The 16,698-nt window shown below is 48.7% G+C and carries 15 protein-coding genes and 1 pseudogene; 8 read left to right on the forward strand and 8 right to left on the reverse strand.

All coding sequences use genetic code 11. The features are described from left to right. The first annotated feature begins 77 nt into the window (after positions 1–77). The 3 genes from C3V36_14370 (at position 78) to C3V36_14380 (ending at position 3,206) form a co-directional block, all read left to right on the forward strand. The gene (locus tag C3V36_14370; protein ID AVM70580.1) at positions 78–1,067 is read left to right on the forward strand and encodes a 4Fe-4S ferredoxin; all 990 of its coding nucleotides are present in this window, start codon (positions 78–80) and stop codon (positions 1,065–1,067) included. Between the two features lie 131 nt (positions 1,068–1,198). Further along, a complete protein-coding gene (locus C3V36_14375; protein AVM70326.1) occupies positions 1,199–2,158 on the forward strand; it encodes a hypothetical protein in 960 nt (319 codons plus the stop codon). Positions 2,159–2,456: 298 nt separating this feature from the next. Next, positions 2,457–3,206, forward strand: coding sequence for a hypothetical protein (locus C3V36_14380; GenBank protein AVM70327.1), 750 nt, complete (start codon positions 2,457–2,459; stop codon positions 3,204–3,206). Positions 3,207–3,372: 166 nt separating this feature from the next. Here the strand turns inward: C3V36_14380 and C3V36_14385 are convergent, their stop codons facing one another. The 7 genes and pseudogenes from C3V36_14385 to C3V36_14415 form a co-directional block, all read right to left on the reverse strand. Beyond that, on the reverse strand, positions 3,373–4,164 hold the full coding sequence (locus tag C3V36_14385; protein AVM70328.1) for an HAD family hydrolase: 792 nt from the start codon (positions 4,162–4,164) through the stop codon (positions 3,373–3,375). Between the two features lie 122 nt (positions 4,165–4,286). Continuing rightward, the gene (locus tag C3V36_14390; protein ID AVM70329.1) at positions 4,287–5,789 is read right to left on the reverse strand and encodes a hypothetical protein; all 1,503 of its coding nucleotides are present in this window, start codon (positions 5,787–5,789) and stop codon (positions 4,287–4,289) included. A 242-nt stretch (positions 5,790–6,031) separates the two neighbouring features. Beyond that, positions 6,032–7,288, reverse strand: a complete 1,257-nt coding sequence (locus C3V36_14395) for a coproporphyrinogen III oxidase (GenBank protein AVM70330.1) — start codon at positions 7,286–7,288, stop codon at positions 6,032–6,034. Positions 7,289–7,529: 241 nt separating this feature from the next. After that, a pseudogene (locus tag C3V36_14400) lies at positions 7,530–8,372 on the reverse strand (hypothetical protein). Between the two features lie 47 nt (positions 8,373–8,419). Beyond that, positions 8,420–9,433, reverse strand: coding sequence for a hypothetical protein (locus tag C3V36_14405; GenBank protein AVM70331.1), 1,014 nt, complete (start codon positions 9,431–9,433; stop codon positions 8,420–8,422). Further along, positions 9,433–10,299, reverse strand: a complete 867-nt coding sequence (locus C3V36_14410; GenBank protein AVM70332.1) for a cytoplasmic protein — start codon at positions 10,297–10,299, stop codon at positions 9,433–9,435. The genes C3V36_14405 and C3V36_14410 overlap by 1 nt, the downstream gene beginning before the upstream one ends. A gap of 323 nt (positions 10,300–10,622) precedes the next feature. Continuing rightward, on the reverse strand, positions 10,623–11,231 hold the full coding sequence (locus C3V36_14415; GenBank protein ID AVM70333.1) for a hypothetical protein: 609 nt from the start codon (positions 11,229–11,231) through the stop codon (positions 10,623–10,625). A 426-nt stretch (positions 11,232–11,657) separates the two neighbouring features. Between C3V36_14415 and C3V36_14420 the strand changes: the two genes are divergently transcribed. The 5 genes from C3V36_14420 to C3V36_14440 all read left to right on the forward strand — a co-directional run bounded on the left by C3V36_14420 (position 11,658) and on the right by C3V36_14440 (position 15,725). Then, positions 11,658–11,999: a reactive intermediate/imine deaminase gene (locus C3V36_14420; GenBank protein ID AVM70334.1), complete on the forward strand. Its 342-nt coding sequence runs from the start codon at positions 11,658–11,660 to the stop codon at positions 11,997–11,999. Positions 12,000–12,055: 56 nt separating this feature from the next. After that, positions 12,056–13,276, forward strand: a complete 1,221-nt coding sequence (locus C3V36_14425; GenBank protein AVM70335.1) for an aspartate aminotransferase — start codon at positions 12,056–12,058, stop codon at positions 13,274–13,276. Positions 13,277–13,278: 2 nt separating this feature from the next. Then, positions 13,279–13,839, forward strand: coding sequence for a peroxiredoxin (locus C3V36_14430; protein ID AVM70336.1), 561 nt, complete (start codon positions 13,279–13,281; stop codon positions 13,837–13,839). 116 nt (positions 13,840–13,955) lie between these two features. After that, positions 13,956–14,639 (forward strand): YheO-like PAS domain protein, encoded by a 684-nt coding sequence (locus C3V36_14435; protein ID AVM70337.1) that lies wholly within the window; start codon positions 13,956–13,958, stop codon positions 14,637–14,639. A 201-nt stretch (positions 14,640–14,840) separates the two neighbouring features. Further along, complete coding sequence (locus C3V36_14440; GenBank protein AVM70338.1) at positions 14,841–15,725, forward strand: fructokinase; 885 nt, start codon at positions 14,841–14,843, stop codon at positions 15,723–15,725. Positions 15,726–15,847: 122 nt separating this feature from the next. On the opposite strand, the gene C3V36_14445 is transcribed toward C3V36_14440, so the two are convergent. Then, a complete protein-coding gene (locus tag C3V36_14445) occupies positions 15,848–16,564 on the reverse strand; it encodes a hypothetical protein (GenBank protein AVM70339.1) in 717 nt (238 codons plus the stop codon). Between the last annotated feature and the right edge of the window lie 134 nt (positions 16,565–16,698).

Raw genomic sequence — 16,698 nt, forward strand, 5'->3', positions numbered from 1 at the left:
GCGAAACGAAGTAAATGTAGTATTAACCAAAGCTGTCAAAATATGTTTGGAGTGTGTGGGCATTGGATAAGAAAAAGATGAAGTTTAAAACTATTTCGCATTATCTGGCTCGATTTCGACTGGGGCTTCAGGGTGTAGCGACACTGCTGACCAATATCCACCTGCCGAACTTTTTAAAAGGAACCATTTACACCGGCAGGGGCAAAATCGCCTGCGTGCCGGGACTGAATTGTTATTCCTGTCCGGGGGCAGCCGGTGCCTGTCCGATCGGAGCGTTTCAGGCGGTGGTCGGGTCCTCAAAGTTTAGTTTTACCTATTATATTACCGGCTTCATGATTTTGCTGGGTGTACTGCTGGGACGGTTTATCTGCGGCTTTCTTTGCCCCTTCGGTTGGTTTCAGGATTTGCTGCATAAGATTCCAAGCAAAAAGTTTTCAACCAAAAAGTTAAAGCTCTTGCGCGGTCTCAAGTATGTTATCCTGTTGGTTATGGTGGTGCTCTTACCGGCACTGGTGACCAACGCAGTTGGTATGGGCAATCCTTTCTTCTGTAAATATGTTTGTCCGCAGGGCGTTCTAAGCGGAGCAATTCCTCTGGCAATTGCCAACCCCTCCGTTCGAGCGGCTTTGGGCAAGCTCTTTACCTGGAAAGCATCCATCCTGCTGATCATAACGATATTAAGTGTTTTTGTCTACCGCCCGTTCTGTAAATGGATTTGCCCACTGGGTGCCATGTACGCCCTGTTTAATCGGGTATCGCTGTTTCAGATGAAGGTCAATGAACATAAATGCATTTCCTGCGGCCGCTGCGCCAAAGCCTGCAAAATGGACGTTGATGTAACGAAAACACCGAATCATACCGAATGTATCCGCTGCGGCATGTGTATCAGTGCCTGCCCGACCGGCGCCATCAGTTATCGTTATGGGTTTGGCTCCGGCAACAGTTGTGGCAGCAACTGCGGCGGCTGCAGCAGCAAAAAAGCCAAGCAGCCAGTTGAAGTAGCCAGCGAGCGTTTGTCCGCGGTCAAAGCGATAAAACCGGAAACCGTAAAACCAACGATCGTTTAAAAAACAATGAAAACCATCGGCAAAGAAAAGATGTATGTATTCGGCGCCGCTTTTAGCACAAACGGAAAAGGCTTACTGCTTTTCCACAAACAACACCTTAATTAAAAAGACAAATAAAAGGAGAAAAACAAATGAAAAACTTACAAAAATTATCGGCATTATTATTCGCTTTGGTACTTACTTTCAGTCTGGCTGCCTGCGGCCAGGCCCAAAACGGCAACGGCAATAAGCCTGCCGCTCCCTCTAAAAACGAAAGTTCGGAAAAACCTGCTGACTCCGCAAAAACCGGAGAAAGCATCGAAGATTTAAAAGCCCAGATTGAAAAGCTGACCCAAGAAGAAAATGCAATTTTTGACAGCCATAAGGAACTTTGGGACAAGGTTTTCCTGAAGATGGACAAGCAAGTCACACCGTTAATTGACAAGGAAAACTTCAGCTATGTTGACGATGTTTTGCTGAAAACAATCAATGATAATATTAAAGACTTTACCGAAGAAGAAGTAAAAATCTTAAAGGCTGACGCCGAAAAAATTCGGGAACTGGAAAACAAAATCAATGAATTAACGAAGAAAATCAGCGAACTGGAAGCTGCCGGTGATTCTGAAAACACCGCTGATTCTGCATCCGACAAGACATTCCCGGCTTTTGAAGGCAAGGATTTAGACGGCAACAGCGTTGACAGCAGCATCTTCTCCAAGAACGCCGTGACCGTTGTCAACTACTGGTTCAGCGGCTGCGCTCCGTGCGTCGGCGAGTTGCCGGAATTAAATGCCTTGAACGAAGAATTAAAAGCCAAAGGCGGCGCCGTCATCGGCATCAATACCGAAACTTTAAACGGAGATGCCAGCGCAATTGCCGAAGCACAGGAAATCTTAAAGAAGCAGGGTGCATCCTATCAAAACATTTATTTTGATCCGGCCAGCGAAGCCGGAAAGATGGCTATGGACATCGTCAGCTTCCCGACGACGATCGTAGTTGACAGAAACGGCAACATCGTTGGCGAACCGCTGCTGGGTGCGATCAGCAATGAGCAGGTTTTAAAAGAACTGCAAGCCCGTATTGACAGTGTTTTAGCAAAAGACAAGAAATAGAAGTGCGCAAGCATAAATGAATGCGGCCGCGAAGCGGGCATATTCATTTTGCGGCGCTTCCCCAATGACCGCGGCGAAAGCTTTCAAACGCAGCATTTGGTCTGCCGGGAAAACTGACCGATAAACTGTAATTCGCTGAAATATCAACGAATTACGGGTGACTTACCTAAACTTTTGTTTACTATGTGAAGATCTGATCGGACTTCAGTAAATATATATTCAGCTCCCGCCGGCCGTCCTTTGGCGGCTGTGCGGCAAGGCTGAGCGCATTAAAATACCTGAAAAGGAGGACATCACTATGAACAACAAAAAAATTTTAGGATTGACTTTAGCCTTTATGATGACTGCTTCTGTTATCGAAGCACCGGCTTCCGCTATGGCGGCTAATGCCGGCAGCGCACCGTCAACTCGAATCCTGACGGAATCCAAATTAAGCGAAGCCGAGATTTTTGATAAAATCGACGCTTTGGAAAGAAAAAGCAGCGCGCTGTACAAATCCCGTCAAAGTTTGTGGGAGAAGGTTGATGCCGCTTACAATGCACTGCCGGGAAACTATGATTATGAAAAACACGATGAAGCGGCTTTTATTCGCAGTCTCAAATCTTTGACCCAGTCAGAGAAAGAAGCCTTAATCGCTGATGGGGAAGCACTGGATAAGATTGACGCAGAGCTCGACAGTCTGTATGCGCTGCTGCCGCAGGACAAAGGCGGTGAAATGCCGAATCTTCCTGAACTGCCTCTGCCTCTGAATGTTGACCCCAAGCTGGCTCAGGAAATGATTGACCTCGAAGACAAATACGAGCAGCTTGCTCATAAGCATGATGAGCTCTGGGCCAAGGTCGACGAAGCCTACGCTAATCTGCCGGACAACTACAATTTTGATAATTTCGTTGAGGCTGATTTTATTCGCGGCCTGACTACCTTAACCGCCGGCGAAAAGAAAACATTGCTGGATAATATCGCTGCCGTTGATGAGCTTCATGCCAAATTGGATGCGATTTATCAAACCATTTGGGGCGACGACCGCAATGATATGATGCCCCTGTAAAAAAAGGACCCATTTTTCCTCTGCGTAACTTCCACGTATCACATCCCATCTTTCCGCAAATAAAGCAGGAAAGATACACGCAGAGGAAAATTGAGTTATATTCCCTTCCTGAAAAAATCACTAAGAGAACGCACTGTGCCCTTTACACCGTGCGTTTTCTATTTCACTATATCCCGATCAGCCCCTGCGCCTGACAATAATGGTATACCCCATCTTCCGCCACATGGCCGCAAATATCGGCGGCAACAGCCTTTAACCGGTCAGAGGCATTCGTCATTGCAATCCCCGCTCCTACCGCCTGAAACATTTCAATATCATTGTCCCAATCACCAAAGGCCAGCGCCTGCGACCGGCTTAAATGATAATATTCCAGCACTTTTTTGACACCCGTTCCTTTTCCGCTGTCCGCGGGGACAACATCAATCACCCGCTCCCACCAGGCAGTGATCTTGGCGGAATGAACGTTCCTCATCAGCGCCGCGTATTCGGTTTCCGCGCAGCCCAGCATGATTTGATAAACCTGATCGTGACTCAGCACTTCCGCAAAATCATCCGCCACCCTGACACTCAGCTTGGCGGCAGCGTAATACCCCGCCAAATCCTGATCCTTTCCATTGGCAATGATCTTCTCCTTGGTAGCGATCGCCGCCGGGCGACCGAGCGCCGTGGCGTTTTTAATGATTGTTTTGACATCGCCTGATGAAATGGAGCGGCTGAAAATATCCCGCTCCTTGCGATAACAGTACGAGCCGTTAAAAGTCAAAAACACATCCGCCTCGACCCCCTCAAAGTGCGGCAGGTTCCAAGGCGCTCTGCCCGTGGCCAGACAAATCAGAATCTTTCTTTCCTTTAATTTGGCCAGTGTTTCAAGGATCGCTGCAGAGGGATGTTTTCGGTTCCCGTCAAGCAGCGTGCCGTCAATATCAAAAAAAATAATCTTTACATCACTTAAGTCCATGCTTATCTGCTCCTTCCTCCCCCGCGGCTGACTACATGTCCCCGGTCACATAATATCCCCCTGTAAGTCTTCTGGCACAGACAACAACCTTTCCAAAAACAGCAAGCCTAAAAACGACTGCTTTATTGAGCATGGGAGAGTTTCGTGATCAGCGGCAGCTGCCCGGCGTTTAAGGCATAATACGCCTGACTTGCCAATTCCGGCTGATGAAGCGGTACGGCTGTATAGGGAAAACTTTGCAGCAACTCTTTATCCTGCGGATTATCCGTCATAATCAAGATATCCTCTTTTGACCAGCCGCTTCCTGCCATAATCCTCTCAATCCCGCCGCACTTGGAAGCCGGCATCGCCTGAAAATAAGTACGGCTGCCATACTCCCGCCGCCGCAGCGGTGTTTCTCCCAGCTGCCGGGCGACTACCGTCGGCATTTGCAGCCGCAGCAGTTCGCCTTTAAAAAACTGCGGCTTTATTCTTCCGGCCATACTGATCCAGTTTTCTTCCGACATCGGCATTTGCTCTGTCCGGCTGACAATCGGCCATGTCATTTCCAGTCCGCTGTCCCGGTCAATGACGTATGCTCCGTCAAAAAACACGCCGCCACTGAAAAAGCGGTAAGTCCTGCCCAGTGCCCGCCGAACCGAAGAAACACTTCGCGCCGTTGCCAAATACAGACGGCAGCCGGCACTTAAAGCCGCAAGCAGTTCCGGCAATCCCGCCAGCAGGCGGCCGTTTTCCGTCAGCACCCCGTCAAAGTCCAAAAAAATCGCCTGCCATTGCCGCTTCTGCGGAATCCGAAACACTCTGTTTGCTCCGAAAAAGTGGGCCAGCGGATTACCGGCAAAATTAGAATAACCCAAATAGCAATCGCATAGCCGATGATTATGACAGAGCTGCCCCTTCCTTTTTTCACCTTTTTGAAAAAAACAACCGGGCCTGACCATGCCCCTATCCAGATATTGATTTTCTGCCGCCAGACAGCGGCGAAAGCCCGCCCCGCCGGAGGCTTTTTGCCGGCACAAGGCAAACTCATAGCCAAACATTGGGTCAATCGCCCGCAAACGCTCGATTACTTCCCGGGAAAATGCTGCTTTGCGTCGATCCATAGCATTTAGCCATAAATAAATCGACGGCGGCAGCTCAGCTCGAAGCGCTCGAATTTCGTCCTCATTCTCAAGCGTTGCCACCATCCCGGCCGCAATTTCCACTTCCGCCGCCAACTGCTTAAGCCTATCCAAAAAGCCCGCCCGGCTGGTCATCTCCGGGTGATAGCTTGCCCATAACCGAATTTTACCGGTATCGCCCCGCTGCCGCAGCAGCCGCAAAAAGTCCTCCGGCTCCCAGCTCAAATTGGTTTGAATCCCAACCGCCCGCACCTGCGGCAGCGCCGATAAATCCGCCAAAACCGCCTGATACATAGGATAAATCATCCCCTCGCCATAGGGCAAAAAGAAAATCTGAACCGCTTCTGTCTGCCGGCGAATTTGCTCATAAAACCGGCGCAGGCCGTCCTCCTCCCGCCGCATTTCCTCTCTGCTGCCGCTCCCTTTTGCAAACGCACAGTAAGAACAGCGGTAATTACAGGACTTGATAAAACCTCGATAATAAATGGTCTTTATTTTTTCCACGACATTACTCTCAACTTTCTCAATCTATCTGCTGTCCTTGCTGCAATACCACTTGCCCATCCATCTGCCGCCCTTGCTGCAATACCACTTACCCATCCATCTGCCGCCCTGCTGCAATGCCACTTGCCCATCCTGCCGCCCTTGCTGCAATGCCACTTACCCATCCATCTGCCGCCCTTACCGCAATGCCAACGGAATTGGTTTTCTCTGCCTACGGTTTTAATGAACTTTTGGCTCTGATATCATTGAAACATCGGTCCGATGTAATCAGACAGCGACATTCCCTGCTCGGTCAGGTAAAAACGGCCATTTTCCCGGCTGACCCATGCCCTCTCCTCTAAATCCCGAAGCAGCGGAAAATCGGCAGTCAGCTCCGCCGCAAACCGTCGCCGGTAGTCAGCCTCCGACAGGCCGGTATAATACAAAATATTTTTAATCACATAACGCCGCTTCTGTTGTATTTCCGACAGATGCGCCATTGATAAGCCCCTTAAAAAATCAGTTTTCTGTAAATATCGCTGATATTCGGCCGAACAAGCCGCCTGCCCGGCGACATAGGGTTCACAAAAATGCAGTTCCTGAAAATAACTGCGGCCGCCGCAGCCCAGCGCCAGCGTGTTTTCAAAGCCGCAGTCGGCATGGTCATCCGTTTCCGCCAGCCGGCTGAAACAACGCATTGACTTTTGGCGGTAGCCGTTTGCCTTTAAAAACCGGCTGCCAATCCGGTACAACTCATATTTTTGGCGGCTGTGTGCCTCATCGATCGGAAACTTATGATAAAGGCCGGCATTTGGCTGATTATATAGGGGATAAAGAAAAATTTCCTGCGGTTGATACGCTTCCGCCCGCTCCAACGAATCGCGCCAGCTCGCCTCGGTCTGACCGGGAATGCCATAAATCAAATCCAGATTTAAAACCGGAAAATCCGCCTGCTTCGCCAGTCGAATCGCATGATGCGCCAACTCCGGCTCCGCCCGCCGCTCAATCATTTTTAATTCTCCGGCCTGAAAGGACTGAATGCCAATGCTCAGCCGCTTTAGGTTTTTCGCCTTTAAAAAATCCAGCTTTTCCGGTGTAATCTCCGCCGGCGAACTTTCTATCACCGAAAAAACCTCCGTCGGCTCCACCTGATATTCCTCTTCGGCCAAAGCAAATAAAAGCGCCAGTTCCTTAACATCCAGCAGCAGCGGCGTACCGCCGCCGAAAACCAAGGAAGAAAAGCGCGTCCGGCTAAAATCAATCTCTGCTTTCATTTGGGCGCTGTGCCGCCGAATGGCCTGAATATATTCCAGATAGCTTTCCGCCCGCACTCCGGTCAGCGAAAATAAGTTACAGTAGCCGCATTTGACCCGGCAAAAGGGAATATGAAAATACAGCCCCATATCCGTACCGGCAAAGGCATCGCGATAGGCCGCCAAATCCAGCCGCTCCACCGGCTGATATGTCGATTTATGCGGATAGCTGTACATATATTGCTGATAAATTTCCGTGTAATTCATATTCAAACTCAACTCTCCAAGCGAAAAGGCGCAGCCTTTTTCGCGAACCTACCAAGCTTTCACGCGGCGCGCGACCGCTTAAAAGACTTGTTCTGTTCTTATCGTTACAAACTGCCAAAACATCCCCCTCGCACTAAAGCTCCGTTTGCAGTTGCTTGCCATCAGGTAGTGATGCCGCATATCCATTGGGCGCAGCCCCACGGTCAGGCTGCCAGCTTCCCGCTTTGATCGTGCAATGCTTATACGGTACGGTATAAACAATCTCATGCGACAGGCAATGGAAATGATAGCCATCCTCGCCGTAGCAAGTGCCATGATCCGAACAAATAATATAAAAGGTATCGCCCCGGCGGCCAAACACATCAAACAGCCGCGGCAGGCGGGCATCCACATAGCGAAGCGCCGCCGCATGGGTTTTGACATTATCTTCTTTGGCGCCCGGCAGATAAAAAGAATTGGGATAATGAATACTGTCAACATTGATATACAAAAATACTTTTTTATCCGGCTCTTGCCTCTCCAGCCGCTGTTCCAGCCAGTCCAGCTGATGGTCAAAACTTTCCTTGATATGACAGGAAAACGCCGTCCGCCAGACCGATTCCATAAAAAAACCGGGCAAAATCCGGTTAATTTCCGTGCGCTTATTAAAAAAGCCGACCCCGCCCAAACAAATCGTCTGATAGCCGACTTTTTCCAGGCCCCGGATAAAGCTGTCGCCTTCAAACACAAAGGAATAGGGGTGAATTTTACCCAAACTTTTATTTTCTCTGGCCACAAATAAACGCTCTCTTTCGTAGAGCGGAACCGGCTCGGCCGGTGAGGGGAGATTCCCGATAAACATCGCCATGTGCGAGGGAAAGGTATAATTACCGGGGGCGTGGCGCTTCTGCCAGCCGCCGCACCGGTTCAAATTGGGCGTACCGCCGTTTTCCTGCTCCTGCATCGCCACATCATAGCGAAGCGTATCCAAACATAAAAAAACAATGTCATGGCTGCCCACAATCCGATTCATATCAACGCTCATCTGCGCTTTCTGCGGATCACCAATCACAAACTTCGGCACCTCGGTTACTGTTCTATTCATTGATTTTTCCCGCTGTCTTTCTTGTTTTCATCTGTTTTGCCTGTCTTTCAGCCCTTCCATGCTTCCAGTTCCTGTACCTGCCGGCGGTAAATCCGGTTTTCTGCATAAATATCCTGATACAGTAAATCGCCCTGCGCGTTGATTTCAATAATCATTGGCTTGCCGGCTTTGGTTAATAAAATGTCGAATCCGGCCGAGTGCAGCCCCGGAAAAAGAGCACAGGCCCGGCCGCACAAATTGGCAATTTCTTCTTTGAGCCCAGCTGTCAAAGCCACATCCGCCAAAGACAGCGGCAAGTTATTTAAATGCAGATTCGTAATCGCTCCGCCTCTTGCCCCGCGCGGCTGGATAAAATCCACCCGGCCGAACTGATACATCACCCGCAGGTCATAAACCACGCCGTTTTGAGCTGCTTTGGGCACCCACTGCTCCACCAGCGCGCCGCCGGCCAGCAAAAAATCCGCTGTTTTTTGAATGACTGCTGCATCCGTTATCGTTCGGAGCTTTTTGGTATTAAAATATTCGCCGTTTTCTTCCAGCATAGCGGTTTGCGCCGTATAGCCCGCCCGCTGCGGATGCAGCTTTAAAGCCAGCACGCCGGCCGCACCCGAGCCGAAATTGGATTTAATAAAAACCTGAAAAATGCGCCTTTCTCTTAAATAAGAAATAAGCGCAGCAAATCCGCCGCCGGAAAACTCCAGCAGCGGAGTCGCGGCGATTCCCGCCGATAGGAGCCCCCGCTTACAAAGCCGCTTATCCAGCGTATCACCAATCGCCGCCGGAGTATTCAGAAAGGAAAGCCCTTGCTCTTTGCCCCGACGGCTAAGTTCCTCTAATTTTTGATAATAATTTTTTATCAGCGGAGTCAGCGCCGCAATTCGGCTATCCGTCCACCTCGGCGGGTCAATCTTCAGCCGGTCGCCCGACTGCAGTGCCGCCAAGCCCTGCTCCCACTCGGCCTCAATATCAAAAAACCGAAGTGGAATCCCCGCCGCCTGACAGGCCTTGGCAAAATAAATCTGCCTTTTGCTACCGCTTTGGCCAAAAAGTATCAGCGCCATTACTCGGTCAGCATCGGAAAACGATAAATATAGCCATCATCCTCATCAATATCGGTTTCCTGCGGATCATCCAGCACAAACGGCAGACCGGTAGCTTTTAGGCGCTCCATCATTTCATCACTTAAAAAATGATAGGTCAAGTCAATTTTTTTGAGGTTCTTCAGCTTATCCTTCGCATCCAGCAAAAGCTGACCACCCTGATCCGTCAGCGTGCCGTTGGAAAAATCCAAAACCTCCAAGCGCAGCAGCGGCAGCACTTCCAGTACTGCTTCGACCACCTCGTCCTGCCATTCGCTGTCGCCCAGCCCCAAATAAGTCAACTGCCGCATCAACGGACTATGCAGCAAGGTCTTAACATCTTCAATGCCGCCGTCAAAGCCGTATTCCTCGACTCCCAAATAAAGATTCAGCTTGGTCAGTGCCGGCAATTCTGCCGCAGCCAGTTCATGCAGCACATTTTTGGGCAGTCCCCCGCAAATAATCTCAATTTCCTGCAAAGCCGCATGGCGAACCTTACCCAGGCTCAAGCCCACGCTGCCCTTAATCGTCAGCTTCTCCAAACCCGGCAGCGCCGCCAGCAGTTCTTCATAATTCCCCTGCTCAATCCAGGAAACCTCACATTCCTCATAATCCATATCGCCGATAAACAGGCTTTTTAAATGCCGCAGCTTATCTGCGTTGGCCGTGAACTCATCCAGCAGGCTTTGAACCGAATTATCATAGGATTCGCCCCAGCAGCCAATCACCAACTCATCCAAATCCGGCAGATCTGAATCAGCCAGCACCTCCTGTGCCAAAGTCAGCGCATCCTTTTCTCCGCTCTCATAATCGTCATAATCATAAAAAAACTTTTCGCTTCTCATCATTTTCCTTTCCGGCGAATCTGCCTGTCTGTCTTTGACTTAGCTTTCCCTTGCCCGAAAACCGTGCTTTCAGCCAGGGCGGGTATGTATGGTCTATGCTTTCGGCCGGCGGCATCGTAATTTCCCGTTGTCTCCCCGCCGACCTAATCATCCGCCATGTTTTATTTTCCCTACGAAAAAATATACCCTGCCGGACAGGCTTTGTCAATGAGTTCCTTACTCAATTTTTATTTTTTCTTTTTACCGAAAAGCTCAAAGCCCGTTTTGCTTTGAGCTGAAAGGTTTGTTAAAAATCATCGTTCATCGCCGGACCTTCTGTTAACAATCTACCGAATTTTGGCATTGGGACAATGCGCCAGAATATATTGCCAGACAAAGGAGTAATCCTCGGCCTCCACATAAATTTGATTTTTTTCAAGCAAAGAATTCACTTTAATGACATGACGGTGCGGTAAACCAATCACTGATTTGACCGTTGACCACTGCGAGTAGGAAGATGCCTTGGTTCCGGCTAATATGCCCGCTCCCGCCACACCGGCTTTCCCGGTCAGAGCACCGACAAATATTGTCAAATTAGCAATTACCTGAGCCTTTTGATATTGACTGGGGAGCTGGGCATGCAAAATGCCCCGATCATCCATGATAAAGAGCACACAATATTTGCCGCCTAAAAAAGCAGCATACAAATAGTACCCAAGTCCGGTAAAGATCATCATTCCTACCAGAAACAAAGCAAAGACCTTGCTTGTTTCCAAGAATTTATACCAGCCAAAGCCAATATCGTTAATTGAGAGCAGACTGATAAACATCCAGATCCCCAAACAGATCACGCCGAATATTTTCCACAGAACAAACAAAATGACTGGATTGGTAAATAAATTCAATTCATAAACCCATTGATAAACCCCATCCCGCTGCTCAATATTTGATTTCATCAACCATACCTCCATCCCCGAAGTCAGTCAGGTCTCTATCTGTCTAAGTATTATTCTCCAAAGCAACATCCGCTCATGCCGCCGAGCGACTTGAGCCGCTCTTATTTGACTGAGCAGATAGCCGAATAAACTTACTGCCCGGGATAATATCCTGCTGCTCACTCAAAACTCCTATCCTATATGTTATAGTATATCATACCCAAATACCGTCTTTCAATACTGACAAAAATATTGTCAGTGAAAAATTTATGTCAATTGTGTTTTGTATCTTTTCATGAGATCCCGTGCCCGCCGTCGAAAGACACAGCAAAGGGAAAACATGATAAAAAATAATTATAAAAACAATAAAGTCCTCTTTACTTTCGCTAAATAATTGTTTATAATGTATTTGATAATAAAAAATTATTACAGAGAGGAGAAAAAATTATGCTTTACCGTCCCTATGTCAAAGCTGCCCCCGGCCTTCTGGCTTTTACGTCCGGCCAACTGCCTGTTGTGCCGGGACAGGAAGAACTTCCGGCCAGCTTTGCCGAACAAGCTGCTGCTGCTTTGGAAAATGTTCTGAAGATAGTAGAAAGTGAAAACGGCTCAAAAAATAACTTTGTTAAACTCACGATTTTTATGACGGATTTGTCTTATTTTGACGAATTCAATCAAATATACACCAAGTTCTTTGAAGGCTTCACTCCGCCGGCCCGAACCTGCATTGAGGTCAGCCGTCTGCCTCGAAACGCTATGCTCGAGATTGAAGCGATTTTTAGTCTTTAACTTTCCCCTGTCAACCAAGAAAAACGGAAAGATTTTGCCGAAAAAGGAGAATTCTTATGAAATATGATTTTACTTCCATCTTAGACCGCCAAGGCAGAGATGCCATTGCTGTTGACGGCGTCGGCTCAATATCCGGCTTTGCGCCGGAGGGACCGAAAGATGGCTATGATCTCATCCCCATGTGGGTGGCCGATATGAACTTTGCAACTGTGCCTACCATACCGGAGGCCATCATTGAGCGGGCCAAACATCCGGTTTATGGTTATTTCCGGCCTACCGATGAATACTTCAATGCCATCATCAAATGGCATGAAACCCGCAACGGTGTCACCGGTCTGACCCGTGAATGTATCGGCTACGAAAACGGGGTTCTGGGCGGCGTAGTTTCTGCTCTCACCAGTTATGCCGCACCCGGCGATGCCGTGCTGCTGCATAGCCCTACCTACATTGGCTTTACCATGTCCATCGGCAACAACGGCTATAAGATCATTCACAGTCCGCTGAAAAAAGACGAAAACGGGGTCTGGCGCATGGACTATGAGGACATGGATGCCAAAATTAAGGAAAATCGCATTCATGTCGCTGTTTTCTGCAGTCCTCACAATCCCTGCGGCCGCGTGTGGGAGCGTTGGGAAATCGAAAAAGCGATGGAAGTTTACAAGGCCAATGACTGCCTGGTAATTTCGGATGAAATCTGGTCCGATATTATTTTGGAAGGATACAAACATATCCCCACCCAGTCTGTCAGCGAAGATGCCCGGATGCGGACAGTGGCCCTTTACGCCCCCAGCAAAACTTTTAATCTGGCCGGTCTGGTTGGCAGCTATCACATTATTTATAATCCTACCATCCGGGATCGCGTCACCGCCAAAAGCACAAAACCTCATTACAATGATATGAATGTGCTGTCCATGCACGCACTGATCGGTGCTTACAAGCCCGAAGGCTATGAATGGGTGGATGAACTGCGCCAGGTTATTACCGGCAATGTAAACTTTGCCTGTGACTATATTGCCAAACATTTCGAAGGTGTGGAGGTTTTTAAGCCTGAGGGTACTTATATGCTGTTCCTTGACTGCAGCAAATGGTGCGAAGCTCACGGCAAAACCATTGACCAGCTGGAAAAGGCCGGCTGGAACGTAGGTGTGGCATGGCAAGACGGACGGATGTTCCATGGCCCCTGCGCAATTCGGATAAATTTAGCTCTGCCTCTGTCCCGGGTACAGGAAGCTTTTGACCGGCTGAATAAATATGTGTTTAATGGAAAGTGGGTGTAATTATGAGTCAGCAATCTTCAAATAAGCGCCTGGCAGTCGGCGATATCATGCCGGACTTCTCCTTTCATACGCCCTTTACCGCTAACCTGACTTTGGCTGACACCGTCCGGAAAGCCGCAAAGACCGTTTTGCTGTTCCTCCGCTACTATGGCTGCCCCGTGTGCCAGTACGATATCCACCGGTTAGCCGAAAACTATCAGCAGATCACCGCTGCCGGCGGTCAGGCGCTGGTGGTTTTACAGTCCGACCCTGCCGGTCTTGCCGCACAGCTGCAGCCGGACAGCCTGCCCTTTGAGATTATCTGCGACCCAGACGCTCGGCTCTACAAAAGTTTTGACATCCGGCCGGCCGCTTCTAAGGCTCAAATGATTGATGCCGACACAATGGTCAAAATCGCCAAAGCGAAAGCCGCCGGCTGCAAGCATGGCGCCTATGAAGGCGAAGAATTGCAGCTCCCCGCCGCTTTTATCCTCGATCAAGATCGTCATGTGCTCTACGCACACTACGGCAAAAGTGTCAGTGATACCCCGGATGCTCACTCTCTGGCTGAACTGCTGAAATAGTTTATAGCCGCGAAAAAGAACGCCGGTTTGTCACTCAATCATTTCAAATTGCTGTTCATTCACAGGTTTTGATGATTGTACAAACAAGCTTTATTTCATTGAGAAAGGCTTAAACCATGAAATTCAAAAAATCGGAACAGGAAAGCGCCAAAGAATATTTGCTGGAAAAGTATTTGCCTTTGCTTGACTTTTTGGCTGAGGTTCTGGGAAAAGATACTGAGATTGTGCTGCATAACGCCAAAGAGCTGGATCAGTCCATCATTGCTATCCGCAATGGCCATGTGACCGGCCGGCAGGTTGGCCACCCCGCCACCAATCTGGTTCTAAAGCTGATTAAACAAGGGCATAATCAAAAGACTCCCTATATCTGTAACTATACTTCCCGGAGCAAGCTGACCAGCGGCGGCAATCAGATCCGCTCCTCCAGCTATTTTATCAAAAAAGACGGCGATATCATCGGCATCCTCTGTATCAACCGGGATATTACCAAGTACCAGTTGTTATTTGACAATATTGCCGAAATCCAAAAAGATTTTGCAATCGATGATTTTGCTTTCAGTGATGAAGTCAAAGAAACCTTTACTTCCAATATTCAGGATGTCATCGCCAATGAACTGGCCGTCTTTCATAAAGACGTAACCACTGCTGCCCTGACTCAAGCCGAGAAAATGACGATTGTCAAAGAACTGCAAAAACAAGGGATTTTCCTGCTAAAAGGTGCGGTTAAAGAAGTCGCCAAGACGCTGCAGACATCCGAACCCACTATTTACCGGTATTTGCAAAACCTCTCGCATAAATGAATTTATTTTTTCCATTTATGCTTTAGCCATGTAAATATCTAAACTTTCCCTTAATTGAAGTGCTACGCACTTTTGCCCGGGCGGGCTGCCTAAAAAAGGCTGTTCTAGTTTTGCAGAACATGGGAAAGCCACGGAAATAACTAACCAGTTTTCAGAAAGGAGCAAAGCGACTGGATTAAACCGCAGCCGCTCACTAAAGTTATGTATATCGGAGGAATTGAAGCCGGCGGCACCAAAGTGAACTGCGCAGTCGGCACCACAGACGGCCGGATTATTGACCAAACTCAGTTTCCAACCACTACACCACAGGAAACGATTGCCCAAATGCTGAATTATTTTGCCGATAAGGAAATCGGTTCGCTGGGGGTGGCCAGCTTTGGCCCGATTGACCCCAATCCCGCTTCTCCCACTTACGGCTATATCTTAGATACGCCCAAGCCCCATTGGTCGCACTATAATTTGCTGGCTGATATTAAGCGGGCGCTGCCGGTTCCGGTCTTTTTTGACACGGACGTCAACGGCGCCGCTTTGGCCGAGCATTACTGGGGGGCCGCTAAGGGGCTGTCCGCCTGCGTTTATCTGACTGTCGGCACCGGTATCGGCGGCGGTGCTTATGTTGACGGCAAACTGATACATGGCTTGCTCCACCCGGAAATGGGGCATATTTATGTCCGCCGTCATCAGCATGACAGCTTTGCCGGGGCTTGTCCTTTTCATGGTGACTGTTTAGAGGGCATGGCAGCCGGACCATCACTGCAAAAACGGTTGGGCGTGGCCGGGAAAGACCTGCCAGAGGATCATGAGGTTTGGGATTTTATCAGCTATTATTTGGCACAGGCACTGATTAACTATACCATGATTCTGTCGCCGGAAGTCATTCTCTTAGGCGGCGGCGTAATGAAACAGCAGCAGCTTTTCCCCAAAATCCGAGCACAGTTTGCTAATCTTTTAGGCGGCTATATCAAGCGGGCGCCGCTGCCGGACAATTTGGACAAATATATCCGCTTCCCGGAACTGGGTGATTTTGCAGGGCTCTACGGCGCTTTGGCGCTGGCTGTGCCGGCGGAGGGGAAATCACAGCTTTGACTCAAAAGGCCTATGACTTCTTTCTGCAAGTCATAGGCCTTTTGGAAATTGCCCATCTAAAATCTGATCCGAACGCTCCCTTTCCCTTTTGCTCCGCTCTGATTCGTACATCGGCTTCTCCTTCACATTATCTCTCTGATTTCATTCAGATCATAGCTATCCGTGATTTGACCGTCGATAATCTCATAACCCATACCATTGGCAAAATCCTCAATAATGGCTGAATAGCCTTGATCGCTTCTGGTCAGGATGATCCGGTAGTCTTTGGTGAAAACATCTTCCATCAACGTTCTGACCCCATCCGCTTCCCAAACATCCTCTTCCCGGTGCAACACACCGTCAGTATCGCCCTGCTGGATTCTCTCCACTTCCGCCATCATCAGCCGCTCTTTTTCAGGCGAAACTGCATAATCCACTTTCGCCGTAGCAGATGTCATCACTACTACCAGCAGCGCCAGCGCCAAAACGCCATGCGCTATCTTAAATATTCGGTTCTTCATACCCTTGCCTCCGTCCTTCCTTTTTATCGCAGCCGCCGGCCAAAGTTCAATAACGCTCTCCCGGGATAAGCCAAGGAGTTTGATACCCGGCGAAGCTTTCCGCTTTTTTCCCCTTTTGAAAGCAAAGCAATAGGATTTCAAACAATTAAATGTTTTTACGTTTAAAATATATCTTTTCTCTTTTATTATATTTCTTTCCTTTTGTTTTGTCAATATTTCGGTTAAAATGTTTAATTTTGCGAAATAAAAGACGTCGATATTAGCTAAAGAGAAACGACTCTTTGGAAATATAAACAAAGAGCCGACGCAAGCTAAAGGCCGCGCCGGCCATAATCTCATTTGTCTTTTTTTCCTTGTAACCTATCCCTCCGCCACGATTGCCTCGGCATAAATCACTAATCCTTCTTCACCCGCGAAAGCACAGGCCACCGTGCGAGTTTTTCCCCGAACCTGAGAACACTGCTGTTATTCCC

This window comes from Lachnospiraceae bacterium oral taxon 500 (assembly GCA_002999035.1).
Taxonomy (GTDB): Bacteria; Bacillota; Clostridia; order Lachnospirales; family Vallitaleaceae; genus W11650.

Coding starts and splice junctions, on each gene's coding strand:
- C3V36_14370 (AVM70580.1), top strand. CDS start 78: ATGAAGTTTAAAACTATTTCGCATTATCTGGCTCGATTTCGACTGGGG.
- C3V36_14375 (AVM70326.1), top strand. CDS start 1,199: ATGAAAAACTTACAAAAATTATCGGCATTATTATTCGCTTTGGTACTT.
- C3V36_14380 (AVM70327.1), top strand. CDS start 2,457: ATGAACAACAAAAAAATTTTAGGATTGACTTTAGCCTTTATGATGACT.
- C3V36_14385 (AVM70328.1), bottom strand. CDS start 4,164: ATGGACTTAAGTGATGTAAAGATTATTTTTTTTGATATTGACGGCACG.
- C3V36_14395 (AVM70330.1), bottom strand. CDS start 7,288: ATGAATTACACGGAAATTTATCAGCAATATATGTACAGCTATCCGCAT.
- C3V36_14405 (AVM70331.1), bottom strand. CDS start 9,433: ATGGCGCTGATACTTTTTGGCCAAAGCGGTAGCAAAAGGCAGATTTAT.
- C3V36_14410 (AVM70332.1), bottom strand. CDS start 10,299: ATGATGAGAAGCGAAAAGTTTTTTTATGATTATGACGATTATGAGAGC.
- C3V36_14415 (AVM70333.1), bottom strand. CDS start 11,231: ATGAAATCAAATATTGAGCAGCGGGATGGGGTTTATCAATGGGTTTAT.
- C3V36_14420 (AVM70334.1), top strand. CDS start 11,658: ATGCTTTACCGTCCCTATGTCAAAGCTGCCCCCGGCCTTCTGGCTTTT.
- C3V36_14425 (AVM70335.1), top strand. CDS start 12,056: ATGAAATATGATTTTACTTCCATCTTAGACCGCCAAGGCAGAGATGCC.
- C3V36_14430 (AVM70336.1), top strand. CDS start 13,279: ATGAGTCAGCAATCTTCAAATAAGCGCCTGGCAGTCGGCGATATCATG.
- C3V36_14435 (AVM70337.1), top strand. CDS start 13,956: ATGAAATTCAAAAAATCGGAACAGGAAAGCGCCAAAGAATATTTGCTG.
- C3V36_14440 (AVM70338.1), top strand. CDS start 14,841: ATGTATATCGGAGGAATTGAAGCCGGCGGCACCAAAGTGAACTGCGCA.
- C3V36_14445 (AVM70339.1), bottom strand. CDS start 16,564: ATGAGATTATGGCCGGCGCGGCCTTTAGCTTGCGTCGGCTCTTTGTTT.